Source organism: Kribbella sp. NPDC051936 (assembly GCF_040680955.1).
Lineage (GTDB): Bacteria > Actinomycetota > Actinomycetes > Propionibacteriales > Kribbellaceae > Kribbella.
Genome location: NZ_JBFAXS010000003.1, coordinates 660,732 through 678,309, shown reverse-complemented (window position 1 = coordinate 678,309; position 17,578 = coordinate 660,732). Strand labels below are relative to the sequence as shown.

The 17,578-nt window shown below is 70.8% G+C and carries 15 protein-coding genes; 2 read left to right on the top strand and 13 right to left on the bottom strand.

From position 1 onward, the window contains the following. Nucleotides 1-3: 3 nt before the first annotated feature. A complete protein-coding gene (locus tag AB0L64_RS13455) occupies nt 4-1,212 on the bottom strand; it encodes a GNAT family N-acetyltransferase (RefSeq protein ID WP_363710416.1) in 1,209 nt (402 codons plus the stop codon). 96 nt (nt 1,213-1,308) lie between these two features. Here AB0L64_RS13455 and AB0L64_RS13450 point away from each other — a divergent pair, with 96 nt between their 5' ends. Further along, a complete protein-coding gene (locus AB0L64_RS13450; RefSeq protein ID WP_363710415.1) occupies nt 1,309-2,382 on the top strand; it encodes a GTP-binding protein in 1,074 nt (357 codons plus the stop codon). Here the strand turns inward: AB0L64_RS13450 and AB0L64_RS13445 are convergent. From AB0L64_RS13445 to AB0L64_RS13430, 4 genes are all read right to left on the bottom strand, one after another. After that, complete coding sequence (locus AB0L64_RS13445) at nt 2,379-3,074, bottom strand: maleylpyruvate isomerase N-terminal domain-containing protein (protein ID WP_363710414.1); 696 nt, start codon at nt 3,072-3,074, stop codon at nt 2,379-2,381. The two genes, AB0L64_RS13450 and AB0L64_RS13445, sit on opposite strands and share 4 nt — an antisense overlap. A 160-nt stretch (nt 3,075-3,234) precedes the next feature. Continuing rightward, nucleotides 3,235-4,011 carry an aldolase/citrate lyase family protein gene (locus AB0L64_RS13440; protein ID WP_363710413.1) on the bottom strand — a complete coding sequence of 259 codons (777 nt, stop codon included), beginning with the start codon at nt 4,009-4,011 and terminating at the stop codon, nt 3,235-3,237. Between the two features lie 13 nt (nt 4,012-4,024). Further along, the gene (locus AB0L64_RS13435) at nt 4,025-5,554 is read right to left on the bottom strand and encodes an acyl-CoA carboxylase subunit beta (protein ID WP_363710412.1); all 1,530 of its coding nucleotides are present in this window, start codon (nt 5,552-5,554) and stop codon (nt 4,025-4,027) included. Between the two features lie 19 nt (nt 5,555-5,573). Next, nucleotides 5,574-6,737 (bottom strand): acyl-CoA dehydrogenase family protein, encoded by a 1,164-nt coding sequence (locus tag AB0L64_RS13430; protein WP_363710411.1) that lies wholly within the window; start codon nt 6,735-6,737, stop codon nt 5,574-5,576. Between the two features lie 68 nt (nt 6,738-6,805). Here AB0L64_RS13430 and AB0L64_RS13425 point away from each other — a divergent pair, with 68 nt between their 5' ends. Next, nucleotides 6,806-7,207, top strand: a complete 402-nt coding sequence (locus AB0L64_RS13425) for a MerR family DNA-binding transcriptional regulator (RefSeq protein ID WP_363710410.1) — start codon at nt 6,806-6,808, stop codon at nt 7,205-7,207. A gap of 3 nt (nt 7,208-7,210) precedes the next feature. Here AB0L64_RS13425 and AB0L64_RS13420 read toward each other — a convergent pair whose 3' ends face one another. From AB0L64_RS13420 to AB0L64_RS13385, 8 genes are all read right to left on the bottom strand, one after another. Continuing rightward, nucleotides 7,211-7,645, bottom strand: coding sequence for an SRPBCC family protein (locus AB0L64_RS13420; protein ID WP_363710409.1), 435 nt, complete (start codon nt 7,643-7,645; stop codon nt 7,211-7,213). A gap of 19 nt (nt 7,646-7,664) precedes the next feature. Next, nucleotides 7,665-7,889: a hypothetical protein gene (locus tag AB0L64_RS13415; RefSeq protein WP_359935112.1), complete on the bottom strand. Its 225-nt coding sequence runs from the start codon at nt 7,887-7,889 to the stop codon at nt 7,665-7,667. A 62-nt stretch (nt 7,890-7,951) separates the two neighbouring features. After that, on the bottom strand, nt 7,952-8,635 hold the full coding sequence (locus tag AB0L64_RS13410; RefSeq protein ID WP_363710408.1) for a CbiX/SirB N-terminal domain-containing protein: 684 nt from the start codon (nt 8,633-8,635) through the stop codon (nt 7,952-7,954). Beyond that, nucleotides 8,632-9,759: a uroporphyrinogen-III synthase gene (locus AB0L64_RS13405; RefSeq protein ID WP_363710407.1), complete on the bottom strand. Its 1,128-nt coding sequence runs from the start codon at nt 9,757-9,759 to the stop codon at nt 8,632-8,634. Before AB0L64_RS13405 ends, AB0L64_RS13410 begins: the two co-directional genes overlap by 4 nt. 34 nt (nt 9,760-9,793) lie before the next feature. Further along, on the bottom strand, nt 9,794-10,129 hold the full coding sequence (nirD, locus tag AB0L64_RS13400) for a nitrite reductase small subunit NirD (protein WP_363710406.1): 336 nt from the start codon (nt 10,127-10,129) through the stop codon (nt 9,794-9,796). Then, nucleotides 10,126-14,022: a nitrite reductase large subunit NirB gene (nirB, locus tag AB0L64_RS13395; RefSeq protein WP_363710405.1), complete on the bottom strand. Its 3,897-nt coding sequence runs from the start codon at nt 14,020-14,022 to the stop codon at nt 10,126-10,128. Before nirB ends, nirD begins: the two co-directional genes overlap by 4 nt. Beyond that, a complete protein-coding gene (locus tag AB0L64_RS13390; protein ID WP_363710404.1) occupies nt 14,019-16,133 on the bottom strand; it encodes a molybdopterin oxidoreductase family protein in 2,115 nt (704 codons plus the stop codon). Before AB0L64_RS13390 ends, nirB begins: the two co-directional genes overlap by 4 nt. Then, on the bottom strand, nt 16,130-17,506 hold the full coding sequence (locus AB0L64_RS13385; protein WP_363710403.1) for an MFS transporter: 1,377 nt from the start codon (nt 17,504-17,506) through the stop codon (nt 16,130-16,132). The genes AB0L64_RS13390 and AB0L64_RS13385 overlap by 4 nt, the downstream gene beginning before the upstream one ends. Between the last annotated feature and the right edge of the window lie 72 nt (nt 17,507-17,578).

Below are 17,578 nucleotides of genomic sequence, written 5' to 3'. Positions count from 1 at the left end.
TCGTCAGAAGCCCGTGTCGAGGAAGGGAAGGCGGGATGCGGAAAACGCTTCCGAGGTCGCGGCCAGCGCACCGGCGGTGTGCTCGGTGACCAGACCAGCGCGACCGAGCCGCTCCAGCGACGGACGACCGAGGTACACCGCGCCCAGGTCGCGCACGTCGAGGGTCAGGTCGGCATCGCGTGACACCGACTCGCAGGAGGCGCCGTCGGGTCCGCCGCTCAGGTGCCAGCGCCCCGCGTTCCACGGGAGGAATTCGTCGACCACCTCGATCACGACGTCGATGTCCCGCGCGTACGTGCGGCCGGCGAGCGCGCGTCCGACGTCGACCGGCCGGACCCACAGCCCGTCCCGGCTGATCGGCCCCGGCGCGCGCGGATCGAGCAGCAGGTCGAGCAGCGGGTCGTCCGACGCGACCATCTCGCAGCGCGTCTCGCTGAGCAGATCCGGCTCGAGCAGGTACCTCCACAGCGCCGCGTGGGACGCGAGGTCGACCGCATGAACCCGCTGCACGTCGACGTACCCCTTCTCGGCCCGCCGCGTGCGGTAGTACGCAAAACCGGTGAGCTCGCCGTCCCGCTCGGCGACGACACAGCGGCGCTTGGAGGCGTTCCCTGAGTTGAGCGTGACGGTGTTGCTGATCGCGTACTCCTGCCAGCGCTCGTCGTGCACGAACAGACCGGGCCGCTGCAGGGCCAGCGTGTTCCGCAGCTCGGCGCAGCGGGCGCGGTTCTCGCGGATGTCGACGTGCCGGATCCGGACGTCGTCGATGCCGGCCACCGGGCGCAGTCCCCGCGACGCCTTGGGTACGACGATCTCCTGATGGTCGGACGCCAGCCCGTACCCGAACCGCGGGTAGATCACCGGCTCGCTCGCGGTCAGCGCGGCCAGCGGTTCACCTGCCTCGTGGACGTCGGTCAGCTGCCTGCGCATCAGGTCGCGCAGGATGCCGCGCCGCCGGTGCGTCGGCCGGACGCCGACCATCGTCACGCCCGCGACCGGCAACTGCCCGCCGGGCACCGTCATCAGGTGCGAGAACGTCCCGGTGTGTCCGACGAGCTGCCCGTCCTCGCTCGCGACGACGCTGCGGTCCCGCTCCCACACCCGCCGCTCGGATTCGTACTGCTCGTCGGTCCACGGCGCCGAGAACGCCATGTCCAGGAGCTCCAGGAGCTCGTCCCATTCACCGGTGTACCGCCCGATCTCGATCGCCATGTCCCCTTGCCTATCAGACGACCGGGCGCTTCAGCTGCCGTTTTCACGGCACGCCCAGGTCTGGACTGATGAAAACCGTTTTCATATAATGCAGAGATGACCGCCCGAGCGAAAACCCCGTTGTCCTTGCTGGTGGGGCTCTCCACGACGTTGCGGGAGCCCGTGCTGGACGCGATGACCGACGCCGCCACCGTGGTCGTGGCGATCGACCAGGACGACCTGCCGGGCCGGGGCGTGCTGTCCTGGCGGGTGCGGGACGCGTCGGGACCGATCGACGCGGGCGAGTTCGCGGTCGGGGACGACTGCGGTGCGTGCCAGTTGATCGAGTCGCTCGTGCCGTTGCTGGAGACGCTCGCCGCCCGCGAGCACTGGGACCACATCGCCCTCGCGGCGCCGCCGGCGATGGAGGCGCGGCCGCTCGTGGGCGCGCTGGTGTCCGCCCTGCCGGAGATTGCCGTCGACACGGTCACCTGCGTCGCCGACGCCGTGCTGCTCGTCGAGCAACTGTCCGGTGACGAGCTGCTCGCAGAGCGCGGCCTGGCCCTCGGCGTACCGGACCGGCGCAACGTCGCGGAGCTGACCGCCCGCCAGATCGAGTACGCCGACGTCTGCGTGCTGGCGAACGCGCATCGCAGTACGGCGGCCGCCCGGCTGGAGCACCTGCTGCTGCACCTGAACCCGCGGACTTCGGTGACGCCGGCGGACCTGGCCGGCGTGCCCCGCGGACCGGTCGCGCGGACGGGGCGATTCGACTTCCACGCGGCCGAGGCGTGGGCCGGCGAGCTCGCGGCCTCGGATCGGGTGCAGCCGAGCGGCGACGGCGTGACGACGGTCCTGTGGCGGTCGGCGCGGCCGCTGCATCCCGCCCGGCTGAACGATGCGCTCGAGGACATCGTGGACGGCGTGGTGCGCAGCCGCGGCGTGGTCTGGCTGGCGAACCGGCCGACGCAGCGGGTGCGGTGGGAATCGGCCGGCTACAGCGCCTCGCTGGGGACGCTGGGCGAATGGTCCGAGACCGAGCACCTGGCCGAGTGCACCGTCGTCGCGACCGGTATGGGCCTGGATCCGGCCCGTCTGCAGGCAATCCTCGACGCCTGCCTGCTCACCGAGTCCGAGCTGGCCGACCTCGACTGGACGAGCCTCGACGACCCGTTCGCCGGGGTGCTCTAGCCGAGCAACGGGAGCCGACCGGCGTGCGGGCCGAGCATGTCGTGGTCGGCCTCGTCGAGCGGCAGCCGTCCGGTGGCCTTCAGGACGTACGTCGTGGTGTCCCAGCCGATCACGTCCCAGGCCTCCGGACCGAAGAGTCCGTCCAGCGTCCGCGCGGTGACCTGCAACGCCTCGGGATCGGGCTCCGGCGCGTCCGGCAGGCCGACGGTCAGGTCGAGATGGTGGACGGTTGCCTCGAGCACCAAGGTGGCCACGAGGTCGGTCGCCCGCAGGACATGGCCCTGGGTCTCGACCCGACGGCCCTTGGTCGCCAGGCCCGCCGCGGCCGCGCGGACCGCCGCCTCGGACACCTCACGCCAGTGCTGCACGAGCAGGCCGGGCTTGCGGTACGACGCCGCCACGCCCTGCACGAAGCTGGTGTCGCCGTCGGGCTTCGGCGGGAAGTCGTGCCAGTACGTCACGAAGTCCCGGTCCGGCTCGGCGATGGCAGGGCTCGCGAACGCGATCAGCGCGCGCTCGGCGTCGTACAGCAGGTGCACCAGCAGCGGACCGACCGGCATGCCGGCGCAGCGGGTCTCGCGCTGGAAGTCCGCGTCGCTCAGCCCCTGCACCGTCTCGGTGAGCCGCCCGTAGGCTCGCCCCAGTGTCGCCGCCAGCCCCAGCGGCAACGCGCCGCGCTCGGGTGCCTTCATCCCGGCCTCCTCGGTGTGCTCTGACGAACTTAACCCGAGAACGCACCGAGATGTTCCGGACCGCCACCACTCACCAACCCACACCGCCGGCCGGATGCGGGACCGCGCTGAGCGTGCGCCGCCCGAGGGGCGGCCGCTTGGTGAGTGATGGAAGTCCGCCCTAGGAGCGGGCTGTGTTCAGATGCGCGGCGGCGATCGCCTCGAGGTGGCTGAGGTCGGAGGCCACCGTCGCGTAGGTGTAGCCCTGGTCCAGGCGCTTCTTCGCCGAGTCGCCGTCGAAGGTGTGGATGCCCGCCGCGATGCCGGCCTCCTGCGCGGTGCGCGCGATCAGCTCCACCGCCTCCTCGAACGGCCCCTCGACCTCCGGGTCGCCCGGGAACCGCGCCCCGAGCGCGAGGCTCAGGTCCGACGGGCCGACGTACACGCCGTCGAGACCGGGCGTCGCGCAGATCTCGGCGACGTTGCGCAGGCCGAGCGGCGTCTCGATCATCGCGAGCACGACGGTCGCGTCGTTGCTGTCCGCGGGCACCGGCCCGATCCGCAGCGCGGCCCGCATCGGACCGAACGAGCGCGCCCCCGCCGGCGGGTACTTCGCCGCGCAGACCGCCCGCGCCACGTCGTCCGCGCTGTCGACCAGCGGCACGATCACACCGGTCGCGCCGGCGTCCAGCGCCCGCCCGATCGACGTCGGGTCGTTCGCCTCGACCCGCACCAGCCCGGCGGTCGGCCGCGGCCCGATCGCGGACCCGGCGTCGATCGCGAGCAGGCCGGTCATCAGCCCCTGGTACCCGATCAGGCCGTGCTGCCCGTCGAGCACCACGTAGTCGTACCCCAACCGGGCGATCCGCTCGGCCGCCGGCGGCACGTCCAGCGTGACCCAGTACCCGACGAGCTTCTCCCGCGACCTGACCCTGCGCGCGAAATCGTTTGCATTCACGGGTTGAGCCTATCTACACCGGCGGGACGCCGTGCCGGCGGTGGGAGAACGTCCGGTCCTTGGACTGGGCCGCGGCGAGCCGGGCGATCAGGTCGGCGCGGAGGTCCTCCGGCTCGATGATCGCGTCGATGACCAGGTCGGCGGCCAGCCGGAGGATGTCGATGTCGGTCTCGTACTCCTCGCGCAGCTTGGACACGTACTCGACCCGCTCGCCCTCGTCGGCGATCTCCTGGATCTTGTTGTAGTACACGGCGTTGATCGCCGCCTCCGGCCCCATCACCGCGATCTTCGCGGTCGGCAGCGCCACACACGCGTCCGGCGAGAACCCCGGGCCGCACATCGCGTAGAGCCCCGCGCCGTACGCCTTCCGGACGATCACCGACACCGTCGGCACGGTCGCCTCGGACACCGCGGTGATCATCTTCGCGCCGTGCCGGATGATCCCGGCCTGCTCCACCTCGCTGCCGATCATGAAGCCCGGCACGTCGCACAGGTACACCAGCGGCACGTTGAACGCGTCGCACAGCCAGATGAACCGGGCCGCCTTGTCGGCGGAGTCGACGAACAGCACGCCGCCCTTGACCGCGGGCTGGTTCGCGACGATCCCGACCACCTGACCGGCGAGCAGCCCGAACCCGACCACGAGCTCCGGCGCGTACGCCGGTTTGATCTCGAAGAAGGTGTCCGCGTCCACGACCGCGTCGATCACGTCGTGGATGTCGAACCCGACGCTCTCCTCGGCCGGCACCAGGTCCCGGGTGAAGTCGCGGCCGGCGTCCGAGGCGTCGTACGACGGCGGCCGCGAGCGCCACGAGCCGGGCAGGTAGGAGAAGTACTGCTTCGCGAGCTCGATCGCCTCGGTGTCGTCGCTGGCCAGCAGGTCGCCGCAGCCGGAGACGCTGGTGTGCATCCGGGCGCCGCCCATCTCCTCCAGCGTGACCTTCTCGCCGACGACCATCTCGGCCATCCGGGGCGAGCCGAGGTACATCGAGGCGTTGCCGTCGACCATGATCACGATGTCGCAGAACGCCGGGATGTACGCGCCGCCGGCCGCCGACGGGCCGAACAGGCAGCAGATCTGCGGGACCTTGCCGGACAGCGCGACCTGGTTGTGGAAGATCCGGCCGGCGCCGCGGCGGCCCGGGAACAGCTCCACCTGGTCGGTGATCCGGGCGCCGGCGGAGTCGATCAGCCAGAAGATCGGCAGCTCGTCGCGGATCGCGACCTCGGTGACCCGGACGATCTTCTCGACCGTCCGCGCACCCCACGAGCCGGCCTTCACGGTCGGGTCGTTGGCGACGATCAGCGCCGGGCGGCCGTCGACCAGCGCGCGGCCGGTGACGACGCCGTCGGCGGGCAGGCCGGCCTTCAGCGCGTTCGCCAGCTGCGCGTCCTCGACGAAGCTGCCCTCGTCGACCAGCAGCGCGATCCGGTCCCGGACGTACAGCTTGTTCTGGGACCTCAGCTTGGCCGCGGCCTTGTCCGGCGGGGACAGCGTGGCCTCGCGGGCGACCTTGACCTCGGTCCAGTGATCGTGGGTCATAGCAGAATCATCCCAGGCATCATTCCACCGGGAGGCCGAGCGACCTCGCGATGAGCATCCGCTGCACCTCCGACGTACCCTCGCCGATCTCCAGAATCTTGGCGTCGCGGTAGAAACGGGTGACCGGGTACTCCTCCATGAAGCCGTAGCCGCCGAACACCTGGGTGGCGATCCGGGTCGCGGTCACCGCGGACTCGGTCGCGTACAGCTTGGCCACCGACGCGGCCTGCTTGAACTCGGCCATCGACGCCCCGGCGTCCTTCAGCGCGGCGGCCCGGTAGACGAGCAGCTCGGCCGCGTCCGCCATCACCAACAGGTCGGCGATCTGGAACGCGACGCCCTGCTTCCGCCCGATCGGTACGCCGAACGTCTGGCGCTCACCGGCGTACTGCACCGACATCTCCAGGCACGCCCGGAGACAGCCGAGCGCGACGGCCGCGATCGCGACCCGGCCGTCGTCGAGCGTGGCGAGGAACTGCGCGAAACCCTTGCCGCGCTCGCCGAGCAGGTTGGCCTCCGGGACGCGGCAGTTCACCAGCGACAGCGGGTGCGTGTCGCTGGCGTGCCAGCCGAGCTTGTCGTACGCCGCCTCCGCGGTGAATCCCGGCGTACCGCTCGGGACGATGATCGTGGAGATCTCCGGCTTGCCGTCCGCACGCTCACCGGTGCGCGCGGTGACGGTGACGCAGCTCGTGATGCTGGATCCCGAGTTCGTGATGAACTGCTTCGAGCCGTCGATCACCCACTCGCCGCCGTCGAGCACCGCGCGGGTCTTGGTGGCGCCGGCGTCCGACCCGGACTCCGGCTCGGTCAGCCCGAACCCGGCCAGCTTGGTGCCCGCGACCAAGTCGGGCAGCCAGGTCGCCTTCTGCTCGTCGGTGCCGAACGTCAGGATCGGGTTGATGCCGAGCCCGACCGCCGCCTCGAGCGTGATCCCCATCGACTGGTCGACCCGGGAGATCTCCTCGATCGCCACGCAGAGACTGGTGAAGTCGCCGCCCGCGCCACCGTACTCCTCCGGCGCGGTCAGCCCGAACAGCCCGAGCCGCCCCATCTTCTGCACGACCTCCACCGGGAAGTAGTGCTTGCGGTCCCATTCGGCCGCGTGCGGCGCGATCTCCGCCTCCGCGAAGTCGCGAACGCTACGGCGGAACTCCTGATGCTCCGCGGACAACTCGAACATGCGGCACCCCTTCGTGCTTGACGCTTACGTAAACGTAAAGCACGCTAGGCAGCATGCACAATAGCCAGGTGCCCGCAGAAACCTGGTCGATCGCCGAACTGGCCGCCGAGTACGACGTGACGCTCCGCACGATCCGGTTCTACGAGGACCGCGGCCTGCTCACCCCCGAACGCCGCGGCACCACGCGCGTCTACCACCCGCGCGACCGCGTCCGGCTCGCCCTCATCCTGCGCGGCAAACGCCTCGGCTTCTCCCTCGACGAGATCGCCAGGATCGTCGACATGTACGACGCCGAACCCGGCGAGGAAGGCCAGCTCGTCTACCTCCTCGACCAGATCACCCACCGCCGCACCGAACTCGAACAACGCCGCCGCGACATCGAGGAAACCCTCCAGGACCTCGCCGAGGTGGAGGCCCGCTGCCACGCCGACCTGAACACCCTCCGCAACCGCCAGGCAGCGTCGTCGTAGGTCCTAGCCCTGCTGCTCCAGGATTTCCTTTGCGCGATCGAGGGCGGCGACCTCGGTGTTCATCGACTGCTGAACCGGCTTGGTCAGCAGGAGCTTCTTGAGGCCGGACAGTCCGGCCGAGATTTTGAACGTGACCTCGGTTCCGTCGGCCATCGGCGAGAATCGGTAGTCCCCGACCGGTCGCACCGGGCCGGCGATGACCTCGAACGCCAGGTGGCTGTCCGGCTCGAACGCCGTGACGCGGTAGTCCGACGGGATCGCGCGGCCGCCGGGTCCGGCGATCCGCTGGCGGTACGTCACCCCCGGCCCGATCGGTCCGTTCCGAACGATCTCCTTCACCAGCGGACGCCACTGCGGGTCGTTCTCGCCGTCCGCGAAGTACGCGAACACGACCCCCACCGGCCGCCGGATCCGAACCGTGTGCTCAGCCTCGGGCATCCCGCCCCTCCGATTCCGCCTACGTCCGGCGCCCGTACAACCAGTAGATGACCGGAGCCACGCCGAGGGAGTTGGACAGGGTGAGGAGCAAAGCCCACATCGGCTTGGGCCCGCGAACCTGAGCCGCAGGACGCCGCGCCAGATCGGCCAGTGCGACCGCCTTCAACACGCTCTCGACAACGACTCCGGCAATGACCAACCGCTGCTGCTGAGGGCTCAGCTCAGCCCATTTCTTCCCGGCCATCCCTCCACGATGCCCCTGCAGTGCCCGGCTGACAACTCATCCCAGGCCGGCTGGGGGTGGGATCAGACGGCGACGGCGGCTGGGTGGAGGGCGGCGTCGTGGCGTTGGAGGGCCAGTGTGGCGAGGCGGGGGTCGGCGCCGAGTGGGGCCGCGGTCTGGTGACCGCGGGCATGGCGGTGGACGAGGGAGTTGAAGAAGCCTGGGGCGAGGAGATAGTTCGCCACTGCCACGCGGCCCGGGGTGCGGGCCAAGACGGCCGGGAGGCGGTCGCCGGCGCCGGACAGGTACCCGACGGTCACCGGGCGGTCGATGCGGCGCGCGAGCAGAGCCGCGGTTTCCTCGCAGTCCAGGAGTGCGCGGGGGTCGGACGAGCCGGCGGCCGCCAGTACCACGTGACCGATGCGGGTCAGGTCGCCGAGCCGGTCGGCCAGGATTTCTGCCAGGACCGGATCCGGGCCCAGGGCGCCGGCCGCGCGAACCCGCCCCGGATAGCGCCGCGCTTCTGCGGCGACATCGACGTACACGTGGTAACCCGCGCTGAGCAGCAGCGGGACAACGACGGCGTCGTCGGTGTCCGAGGTAATGCGCCGGACCAGCGACGGGAGCGCCGGAGTGAGGAGGTCCACGAAACCCAAAGAGATCGGGAGATCCGGGCGTTGCGCGGCCATCTCCCGAACCAGGTCGTGGACGACGCGGATGCCGGTCGGGTCGGCTGTTCCGTGGGCTACGGCGACGAGGTCGGTCATGAGGGCACTCCGGCGGGTTCTACGGCGAGTCGGTAGCCGCGGCGGACTACTGTGCGGACCAGTTCGGGGCGGCCTACTGCTGTGCGTAGGCGGTTGACGGTGACCTCGACGGCGTGGACGTCTTCGGCTCCGGGGAGTACGGCGAGCAGTTCGGGGCGGGAGACCACGTCGCCGCCGGCAGCGACCAGGGCCGCGAGTACGGCGCGTGGGCCGGGGCCCAAAGGCAGGACGACACCGTCGAGTACGGCCGCGCCGCCGCGGATGACCAGTTGGCCGAAGGCCGTTTCGATCGAGCGGGCGTTGTCGTCGGTGAGCCTGTCGGTGACGATCCGGATCAGCGCGCCCAACCGGTACCGGTCCGGCACCAGCGGGTCCAGTCCGAGCGCCACGAAGGGTCCCGCGGTCACCGGGCCGACGCAGGCGTTCAGCACGCGACCGGTCCGCAGCGACGACGTCAGCTCGTCGTACTGCCCGTTCAGCGCCGCCGCGTCGAGCATCGCCTGGGCGCCCGGCGCGGACGTGTGGACGACGGCATCCACGGTGCCGGCGCAGACCTGCGAGATCATCCGCTCCACGAGCACCGGATCGGGCGACGGGCCCCACCGGTACACCTCGAGCCCGCGCACCGACGCGCCGGCCGAGCGCAGCGCGTCCTGCAGGGCGGGATCCGACAGGCCGTGCAGCTGTACGACGATCTTCCGCCCGCCGACGCCCTGCGCGCGCAGCCAGTCGACGACCTCGGCCGTCGTCTCCGACCGGGCCGACCAGTGCTCGACGAGCCCGGCCGCCCGGATCGCGCCGCGCGCCTTCGGGCCGCGGGCGAGCAGCCGCGACTGCTCCAGCGTGCCGAGCAGGTCCGCGGCCAGGCCCGCGGTGTCGGCCGCCTCGACCCAGCCGCGGAACCCGACCGCGGTGGTCACCACGACGTCGTCCGGCGGGTTCGCGATCACCCGCCGGGTCGCCTCGAGCAGTGCGTGGTCGTCCGCGACCGGCACGATCTGCAGCGTCGGCGCGTGCAGCACCTTCGCGCCGCGCCGTTCGAACGACGCGATCAGGTCCTCCGCGCGCCGGTGCGCGGTGATGGCGATCGTGCAGCCGCTGAGCGGCCCGGGCCTGGTCGTCACTGTAGTGAATTCCTTCCCCACCCCACCGCCCCGGTCACGTACCCACCACGACCTGTCCGTCGACGATCTCGACCGGATACACGGGCAGGGACACGTCCGGATCGTCGAGGCACGCCCCGGTGCGCAGATCGAAGACCTGCTTGAACATCGGCGACGCCACCGTCGGTACGTCGCCGCGGCTGCCGACGATGCCCCGCGACATCACGTTCGCCCCGCTGAACGGATCCTGGTTGCCGATGGCGAACACCTCGCCGTCGTGGGTGCGGAACAACGCGATCTGCACGTCCCCGAGCAGCGCGGCGACACCACGCTCGGGCAGCAGCGCGTCGATAGCACAGATCACCGTCGTACCAACGGCCGTGACACTCATCGGCGTACCTCCAATCGGGGGCCGGCCAGCAGGACCGGCTCCAGCTGCCCGCGTTCGGCCGAGGTGGCCGGACGCGGCTGGTTGCGCTCGACCACGTACCGCAGGTCGGCGTCGGGCTGGTCCGGAGCGTTCACGAACGACACGAACCGGGCCAGCTTGTCGGGATCGTTGAGCGTCGCCTGCCACTCGTCGACGTACGCGTCCACGTGCTTGGCCATCGCCGCATCCAGGTCGGCCGCGATCCCGAGGCTGTCGTTGAGGACGACGTCCCGCACCTGGTCGAGACCGATCTCGCGCATCCACACCGAGGTCCGCTGCAGCCGGTCACCGGTCCGCACGTAGTACATGAGGAAGCGGTCGATCGCCTGGAACAGCTGCTCGTCGGTCAGGTCCGACGCGAGCAGCTCCGCGTGCCGCGGCGTCATCCCGCCGTTGCCGCCGACGTACAGGTTCCAGCCCTTCTCGGTCGCGATCACGCCGACGTCCTTGCCGCGCGCCTCCGCGCATTCGCGTGCACAGCCGGAGACGCCGAGCTTGAGCTTGTGCGGCGAGCGCAGCCCGCGGTATCGCAGCTCCAGCGCGATCGCCATCCCGACCGAGTCCTGGACGCCGTACCGGCACCACGTCGACCCGACACACGACTTCACGGTCCGCAGCGCCTTGCCGTACGCGTGACCCGACTCGAAGCCCGCGTCCACCAGCCGCTTCCAGATCGCCGGCAGCTGCTCGATCCGGGCCCCGAACAGGTCGACGCGCTGGCCGCCGGTGATCTTCGTGTACAGGCCGAAGTCGCGGGCCACCTCGCCGATCGTGATCAGCCCCTCGGGCGTGATCTCACCGCCGGGGATCCGCGGGACGACCGAGTACGTGCCGTCCTTCTGCATGTTGGCCATCACGTGGTCGTTGGTGTCCTGCAGCGTCGCGCGTTCGCCTTCGAGCACGTGACCGGCCGGGTCGAGACTCGCCAGGATCGACCCGACGACCGGCTTGCAGATGTCGCAGCCGCGGCCGGTGCCGTGCCGCTCGACGATCTCGCTGAACGTCCGCAGCTCGGTGATCCGGACGACGTCGAACAGCTCGGCCCTGGACAGCGCGAAGTGCTCGCACAGCGCCTTGCTGACCTCGACGCCGGCCTTGGTCAGCTCGCTGTTCAGCAGGTTCTTTACGATCGGCAGGCAGGATCCGCAGGACGTGCCCGCCTTGGTCTTGCCGCAGACCGACTTGATGTCGGTGCAGCCCTCGTCGCGGACGGCGCAGCGGATCGTGCCGGCATCGACGTTGTTGCAGGAGCAGACGGGCGCGTCGTCGGGCAGCTCGAGCTGCACCGGCCCGGCGCCTTCCGGCAGCAGGAACGCGGCCGGGTCCGCGCCGAGCTCGCGCCCCACCATCGGCCGCAGTCCGGAGTACGCCGACGCGTCGCCGACCAGGATGCCGCCGAGCAGCGTACGGGCGTCGTCGGACAGCACGAGCTTCTTGTAGACACCGGCGACCGGGTCGGCGTACACGATGTCCAGCGCGCCCTCGGTGGCGCCGAACGCGTCGCCGAAGCTGGCGACGTCGACACCGAGCAACTTCAGCTTCGTCGACGTGTCCGCCCCCGGGAAGGTCGCCTCGCCGCCGAGCAACCGGTCGGCGACGATCTCCGCCATCGTGTAGCCGGGGGCGATCAGGCCCCACACACGCCCTTCGATACAAGCGACTTCGCCGATCGCCCAGACACCGGGAACCGACGTCCGGCAGGCCTCGTCGACCACGACGCCGCCGCGTTCACCGATCTGCAGCCCCGCTTCGCGACCGAGTTCGTCACGCGGCCGGACACCGGCCGCGAACACGACCACATCGGCGGGCAGATCGGGGCCGTCGGCAACGCCCATCGCACGCGCCGCGCCCTGCGGCGTCAGCTTCACGCGCTGACACTGCGTCCCGGTCAGGACGTCGACGTCGAGCCCCTCGATCAACCGCGACAGTGCGGCGCCGCCGCCTTCGTCGACCTGTAGCGGCATCAGCCGCGGCGCGAACTCGACGACCTTCGTACCAGCGCCGAGCGCCCGCAGCGCGCCGGCCGCTTCGAGGCCGAGCAGACCGCCGCCGACCACGACGCCGTTGACCTGCTTGCCCTCGCTCTTCAGGCGCTCGACGTACACCCGCAGCGCGGCGACGTCGTCGATGGTCCGGTAGACGAAGCAGCCCTGCGCGTCGTTGTTCTTCACCGGCGGCACGAACGCCGCGGAACCGGTCGCCAGCACGAGCTCGTCGTACAGGACCTCTTCGCCGCGGGCCGTCGTGACGGTCATGGCCTTGGTGTCGATCGACGTGATCTGGACACCCTTGCGCAGGTTGACCGCCGGGTCGTCCCAGAGGCCCGGGTCGCCGAGCGAGAGGTCGTGCGGGTCGCGGCCGGAGAAGTAGCTGGTCAGTGCGACGCGGTCGTACGGCAGTCGCGGCTCCTCGCCGAAGACCGTGATCCGGTAGGTGGTCTCGGTGTCGCGTTGCCGGAGCGCCTCGACCAGTCGATGGGCGACCATTCCGCCACCGACCACCACCACGTGCTTGGCCTTGTTCAGCTCTGCCATCGTCGCCCTCCTGCTCGGGACTGGTTCGGTCTCGCCGCGCCGGAAGCGGTCGAGCAGTTCGCCGACGGCGCCGGTACAACTGCCGCACCCGGTCGTCGCCCGCGTCGTGGCGGCGATGCCGGCGACACTGTCGGCACCTCCACGCCAGGCCGCCTCGATCGCGACCCTGGTGACGCCGTTGCACCTGCAGACGGTCGCCACCTTCTTCTTCGTCGGTACGGCGGGCGGCGTGCCGAGCAGCCCGTCCGCGACCACCGGTGTGCCCCGGTCCGCCAGCAGCACCAGCTCCGCGGCGACGTCCGGCGCACCGACCGCGACGGCCGAGCGCACCACGCCGTCACGCAGGACGGCTCGTACGTAGCGCGCGTCGTCCTCGAGCCGCACCACCTCGCCGTCCTCGTCCTTGTCGCCGAGGACGAGCAGGTCGAGTCCGCCGGCGGTCACCCGCACGACCTCGTAGTCCGGCAGCTGGGCGGCCTCGCCGGTCAGGTGGTTCGCCAGCGCCTCGGCCTGTGTCCATGCGGACTCGACCGTGCCGGTGAGCCGGCCTTCGATCTCGGCGCAGTCGCCGATCGCGTGCACGCGCGGATCGTCCGGGCTCGTCAGCGTGCCGTCGACGACGATCCCACCGCGCACCGTCAGGCCGTCCGCAAGCTCGGTCCGCGCTCGCACACCGCACGCCACGACCAGGAGTTCGCCGTACACCTCGGAGCCGTTCCGCAACCTCAGGCGGCGAAACCGGCCGTCCTTCGTGTCGGTGCCGGCCAGCTCCGTATTGAGGAGCACCTCGACGCCGAGCCGCCGGACCGCGCGCGTCACCCTCCGTCCTGCGGACGGCCGAACCGTCTTGTCCAGAAGGGTTTCTCCGTCGTGGACCAGGGTCACCGCGACGCCGCGTTCACGCAGCGCACAGGCCGTCTCGACGCCGAGTACGCCGCCGCCCAGCACCACCGCGCGCCGTACCTGCGCCGCCTCGGCGACGATCGCCTCGGCATCGTCGGCGGACCGCAGCGTACGAATGCCCGCCGCCGGACCTACCCCTTCCGGCACGACAGGCACCGCGCCGGTCGCGAGGACCAGCCGGTCGTACGGATACTGGCGTCCCTCGGCGTCTGTCACCACCTGTCGCCGCCGGTCGACCGCGACCGCGACCGCTCTCGGCTCGTTGCCGCGAGCAACCTCTGCCCGGCCTGCGACGTACTCGGTCAGCCGGCCTCTGTTGTACGACGGCTCGTCGCCGAGGACCGTCACGTCGTCCGGCGGCAGCAGCTCGGCCAGCCGCCGGCCGGCCATTCCACCGCCGATGATCACTACTCTCATGCCGGCACTCCCGTCGCTGGCAGGGCAGCGGCGGTGACTTCGACGGCACACGCCTTGAACTCGGGCATCCGCGACAGCGGGTCGAGGACGTCGTTGGTCAGCTCGTTGACCGCCTCCGCGCCACCGAAGTGGAACGGCACGAAAACGGTGTCCGGCCGGACGTCGGCCGTCACGCGGGCCGGCAGCACCATCGACCCGCGGGCCGTACGCAGCCGCACCGGGCGGCCGTCGCCGATCCCGAGCTGCGCGGCGACCCGCGGGTGGATCTCGGCGTACACCTCCGGCTCGGCCTCCGCCAGCTCCGGAACGCGCCGCGTCTGCGCACCGCTCTGGTAGTGCTGCAGCAACCGCCCCGTCACCAGATAGAGCGGTGCGTCGGCGTTGAGATCGTCCGCCACCGGCCGGTGATCGACCGGTACGACGTGCGCCCGGCCGTCCGCGGTCGGGAAACCGTCGGCGAACAGCCGCGGCGTGCCCGGATGCCCGTCGTGCGGCACCGGCCAGAAGAGCGCCTCGTCCGCGTCCAGCCGCGCCCAGGAAATCCCGGAATAGTCGGCCTTTCCGCCGGCACTCGCCCGCCGCAGCTCCTCGAACACTTCGCGGGGGTCGGTGGAAAACCCTGCGATTCCGAGCCTTTCCGCGATCCCCGCGAACACCGCGAGGTCGCTGCGCACCTCACCCGGAGCGGTCACCGCGGCACGCCGCCGCAGCACCCGCCCTTCGAGCGACGTCATGGTGCCTTCTTCCTCGGCCCACTGCGTCACCGGGAACACCACGTCCGCCAGCAGCGCCGTCTCGGACGGCACCACGTCCGCGACCACCAACAGATCCAGCGCAGACAGCCGTTCCCGCACCGACGCGAGATTGGGCGCCGACACCAGCAGGTTGCTCCCGTGCACGAACAGCGCCTTCGGACCATCCGCCGTACCGAGCGAATCGATCAGCTCGACAGCGCTCTTCCCGGACCGCGGCAACTCCTCGGGGTCCACACCCCAGACCAGCGCAACGTGCGAGCGTGCTGCCGGGTCCTCGATGCTCCGATACCCCGGAAGCTGATCCGCCTTCTGCCCGTGCTCACGCCCGCCCTGCCCGTTCCCTTGGCCGGTGATACACCCGTATCCACTCCCGAACCGTCCCGGCAGACCCAGCGCCAGCGCGAGGTTGATGCAGGCAGTCACGGTGTCGGTGCCCTTGCTGTGCTGCTCGGCTCCACGTCCGGTGAGGATGAACGCCCCGGCGCCGCCGTGCACCGGTGCGGCCGCGGCCAGCACCCGAGCGGCCCGCCGGATCGTGGCGGCGGGCACACCAGTGACCCGCTCGGCCCGCTCCGGCCACCACGACGCCGTCGAACGAATCAGCACGTCGGGGTCGTCGACCCGTTCGGCCAGGAATGCGGTGTCGGCCAAACCTTCCTGCAGTACGACGTGGGTGAGCGCGAGGACCAGGGCGAGGTCCGTCCCCGGCGTTGCCTGCAGGTGAATGCCGGCGTCTTCCTCGGTCAGGCCTGCGGTGGCGGAGCGACGCGGGTCGACGACCAGAAGTCCACCCGAGTCGCGTGCGCCCTGCAGATGGGCCACGGCCGGCGGCATGGTTTCCGCGATGTTGCTGCCGACCAGCAGAACGGCACCGGCCCCGCCCAGATCGGCCAGCGGGAACGGCAGTCCGCGGTCGATCCCGAACGCCCGGTTCGTCGCCGCCGCGGCGGACGACATACAGAACCGGCCGTTGTAGTCCACGTTCGCGGTCTTCAGCGCCACCCGGGCGAACTTGCCCAGCGCGTACGCCTTCTCGTTCGTCAGCCCGCCGCCACCGAACACGGCGATCGCGTCCCGCCCGTGGGCGGCCTGCAGCGCCTCGATCCGCTCGGTCACGAAGTCCAGCGCGGCGTCCCAGCTCGTCTCTACCAGGTCGCCCGCCGCGTTGCGGACGAGCGGCACGGTGAGCCGGTCCGGCACCGTGAGAACCTCGGGCGCCGTCCAGCCCTTACGACACAACCCACCCCTGTTGGTGGGAAAGTCGCGAGGCCGCACCTCCACGGCACCCGGTCGCGCGACCGGGTGCAGCGTGGTGGCGCACTGCAGAGCGCAGTACGGACAATGGGTAGCCGTCACACGCGCTCCTGGGTGAGCGGGCCACCCTTGCGCAGGTAGCAGAAGTACGTCACCGCGAGGCAGACCACGTAGAAGCCGCAGAACACGTACAGCGCGGGGATCAGCGAGCCGAAGTGGCTCGTCGACATCGCGAACCCGCGCGGGACCAGGAAACCGCCGTACGCGCCGACCGCGGAGGCGATCCCGATACAGGCCGCCGCCTCCCGCCGGGCCCGGCCCGGGTCACCCGGCGTGGTGAGCCGGAAAACCGCCGGAATCATCCGGTACGTCGACCCGTTCGCGATGCCGCTGGCCACGAACAGGATCAGGAAACTGATCAGGAACGCGGGGAAACTTTCCGCCTTCAGCGCGAACACCGCGGACAGGATTCCGAGGCCCATCACCACGAACGAGCAGACCGTCACCCACGCGCCGCCGACCCGGTCGGCGAGCTTGCCGCCGAACGGCCGCGAGACCGACCCGACCAGCGCGCCGAGGAACGCGTAGTGCGCCGGCGTGATGTCGGGGAACGTGGTCTTGATCAGCAGCGGAAACGCGGCGCCGAAGCCGATGAACGACCCGAACGTGCCGATGTAGAGGAACGAGATCACCCAGGTGTGCGGCCGCTTCGCCGCGGCGATCGACGTCCGGAACGACGAGTTCGCGACCGACAGGTTGGCCATCGCCTTCCAGGCCCAGAACGCGGCCAGCACGATCAGCGGCAGCCACATCAGGCCGGACCGGTTCAGCGACAGACCGGCGCCGGCGACGATCACGACCGGGACCAGCAGCTGCACCACGGCGACGCCGAGGTTGCCGCCGGCCGCGTTCACGCCGAGCGCGAAGCCCTTCTCCTTCTCCGGGTAGAAGAACGAGATGTTCGTCATGCTGCTGGCGAAGTTGCCGCCGCCGACGCCCGCGGTCGCCGCGACCAGGCCCATCAGCCAGAACGGCGTGTCCGGCTGCGTCATGAAGTACGCCAGCCCGGTGGTCGGGACGAGCAGCAGGAGCGCCGAGAACACCGTCCAGTTCCGCCCGCCGAACCGCGGTACGGCGAACGTGTACGGCAACCGCAGCGTCGCGCCGACCAGGCTCGGCAGCGCGACCAGCCAGAACAGCTGGTCGGTGCTGTAGGTGAAGCCGGCCTTCGGCATCGACACCACGACGATGCTCCACAGCTGCCACACCGAGAAACCGAGGAACTCGGCGAAGATCGAGGGCCACAGGTTCCGCCGGGCCAGCGCCCGGCCCTTCCCGGCCCAGAACGTGGCGTCCTCGGGATCCCAGACGTCGATCCAGCGCCCGCGCCGCGGCGCCTCGACCGTACCCACCGCGCCACTGCCGTCTGTCCGGCCGCGGTTGGCGACGGTCGCTTGTCGTGCCTCGAGCGTCATCGCAAGTCTCCGATCATCCGACCTCACTGATTAGGCCTGGACGTTATGACCGGGGTGTTTCCGAGTAGTCAT

Coding starts and splice junctions, on each gene's coding strand:
- nirD (WP_363710406.1), bottom strand. CDS start 10,129: ATGAGTGTCACGGCCGTTGGTACGACGGTGATCTGTGCTATCGACGCG.
- AB0L64_RS13445 (WP_363710414.1), bottom strand. CDS start 3,074: ATGAAGGCACCCGAGCGCGGCGCGTTGCCGCTGGGGCTGGCGGCGACA.
- AB0L64_RS13455 (WP_363710416.1), bottom strand. CDS start 1,212: ATGGCGATCGAGATCGGGCGGTACACCGGTGAATGGGACGAGCTCCTG.
- AB0L64_RS13385 (WP_363710403.1), bottom strand. CDS start 17,506: ATGACGCTCGAGGCACGACAAGCGACCGTCGCCAACCGCGGCCGGACA.
- AB0L64_RS13420 (WP_363710409.1), bottom strand. CDS start 7,645: ATGCCCGAGGCTGAGCACACGGTTCGGATCCGGCGGCCGGTGGGGGTC.
- AB0L64_RS13435 (WP_363710412.1), bottom strand. CDS start 5,554: ATGACCCACGATCACTGGACCGAGGTCAAGGTCGCCCGCGAGGCCACG.
- AB0L64_RS13415 (WP_359935112.1), bottom strand. CDS start 7,889: ATGGCCGGGAAGAAATGGGCTGAGCTGAGCCCTCAGCAGCAGCGGTTG.
- AB0L64_RS13450 (WP_363710415.1), top strand. CDS start 1,309: ATGACCGCCCGAGCGAAAACCCCGTTGTCCTTGCTGGTGGGGCTCTCC.
- nirB (WP_363710405.1), bottom strand. CDS start 14,022: ATGAGAGTAGTGATCATCGGCGGTGGAATGGCCGGCCGGCGGCTGGCC.
- AB0L64_RS13410 (WP_363710408.1), bottom strand. CDS start 8,635: ATGACCGACCTCGTCGCCGTAGCCCACGGAACAGCCGACCCGACCGGC.
- AB0L64_RS13430 (WP_363710411.1), bottom strand. CDS start 6,737: ATGTTCGAGTTGTCCGCGGAGCATCAGGAGTTCCGCCGTAGCGTTCGC.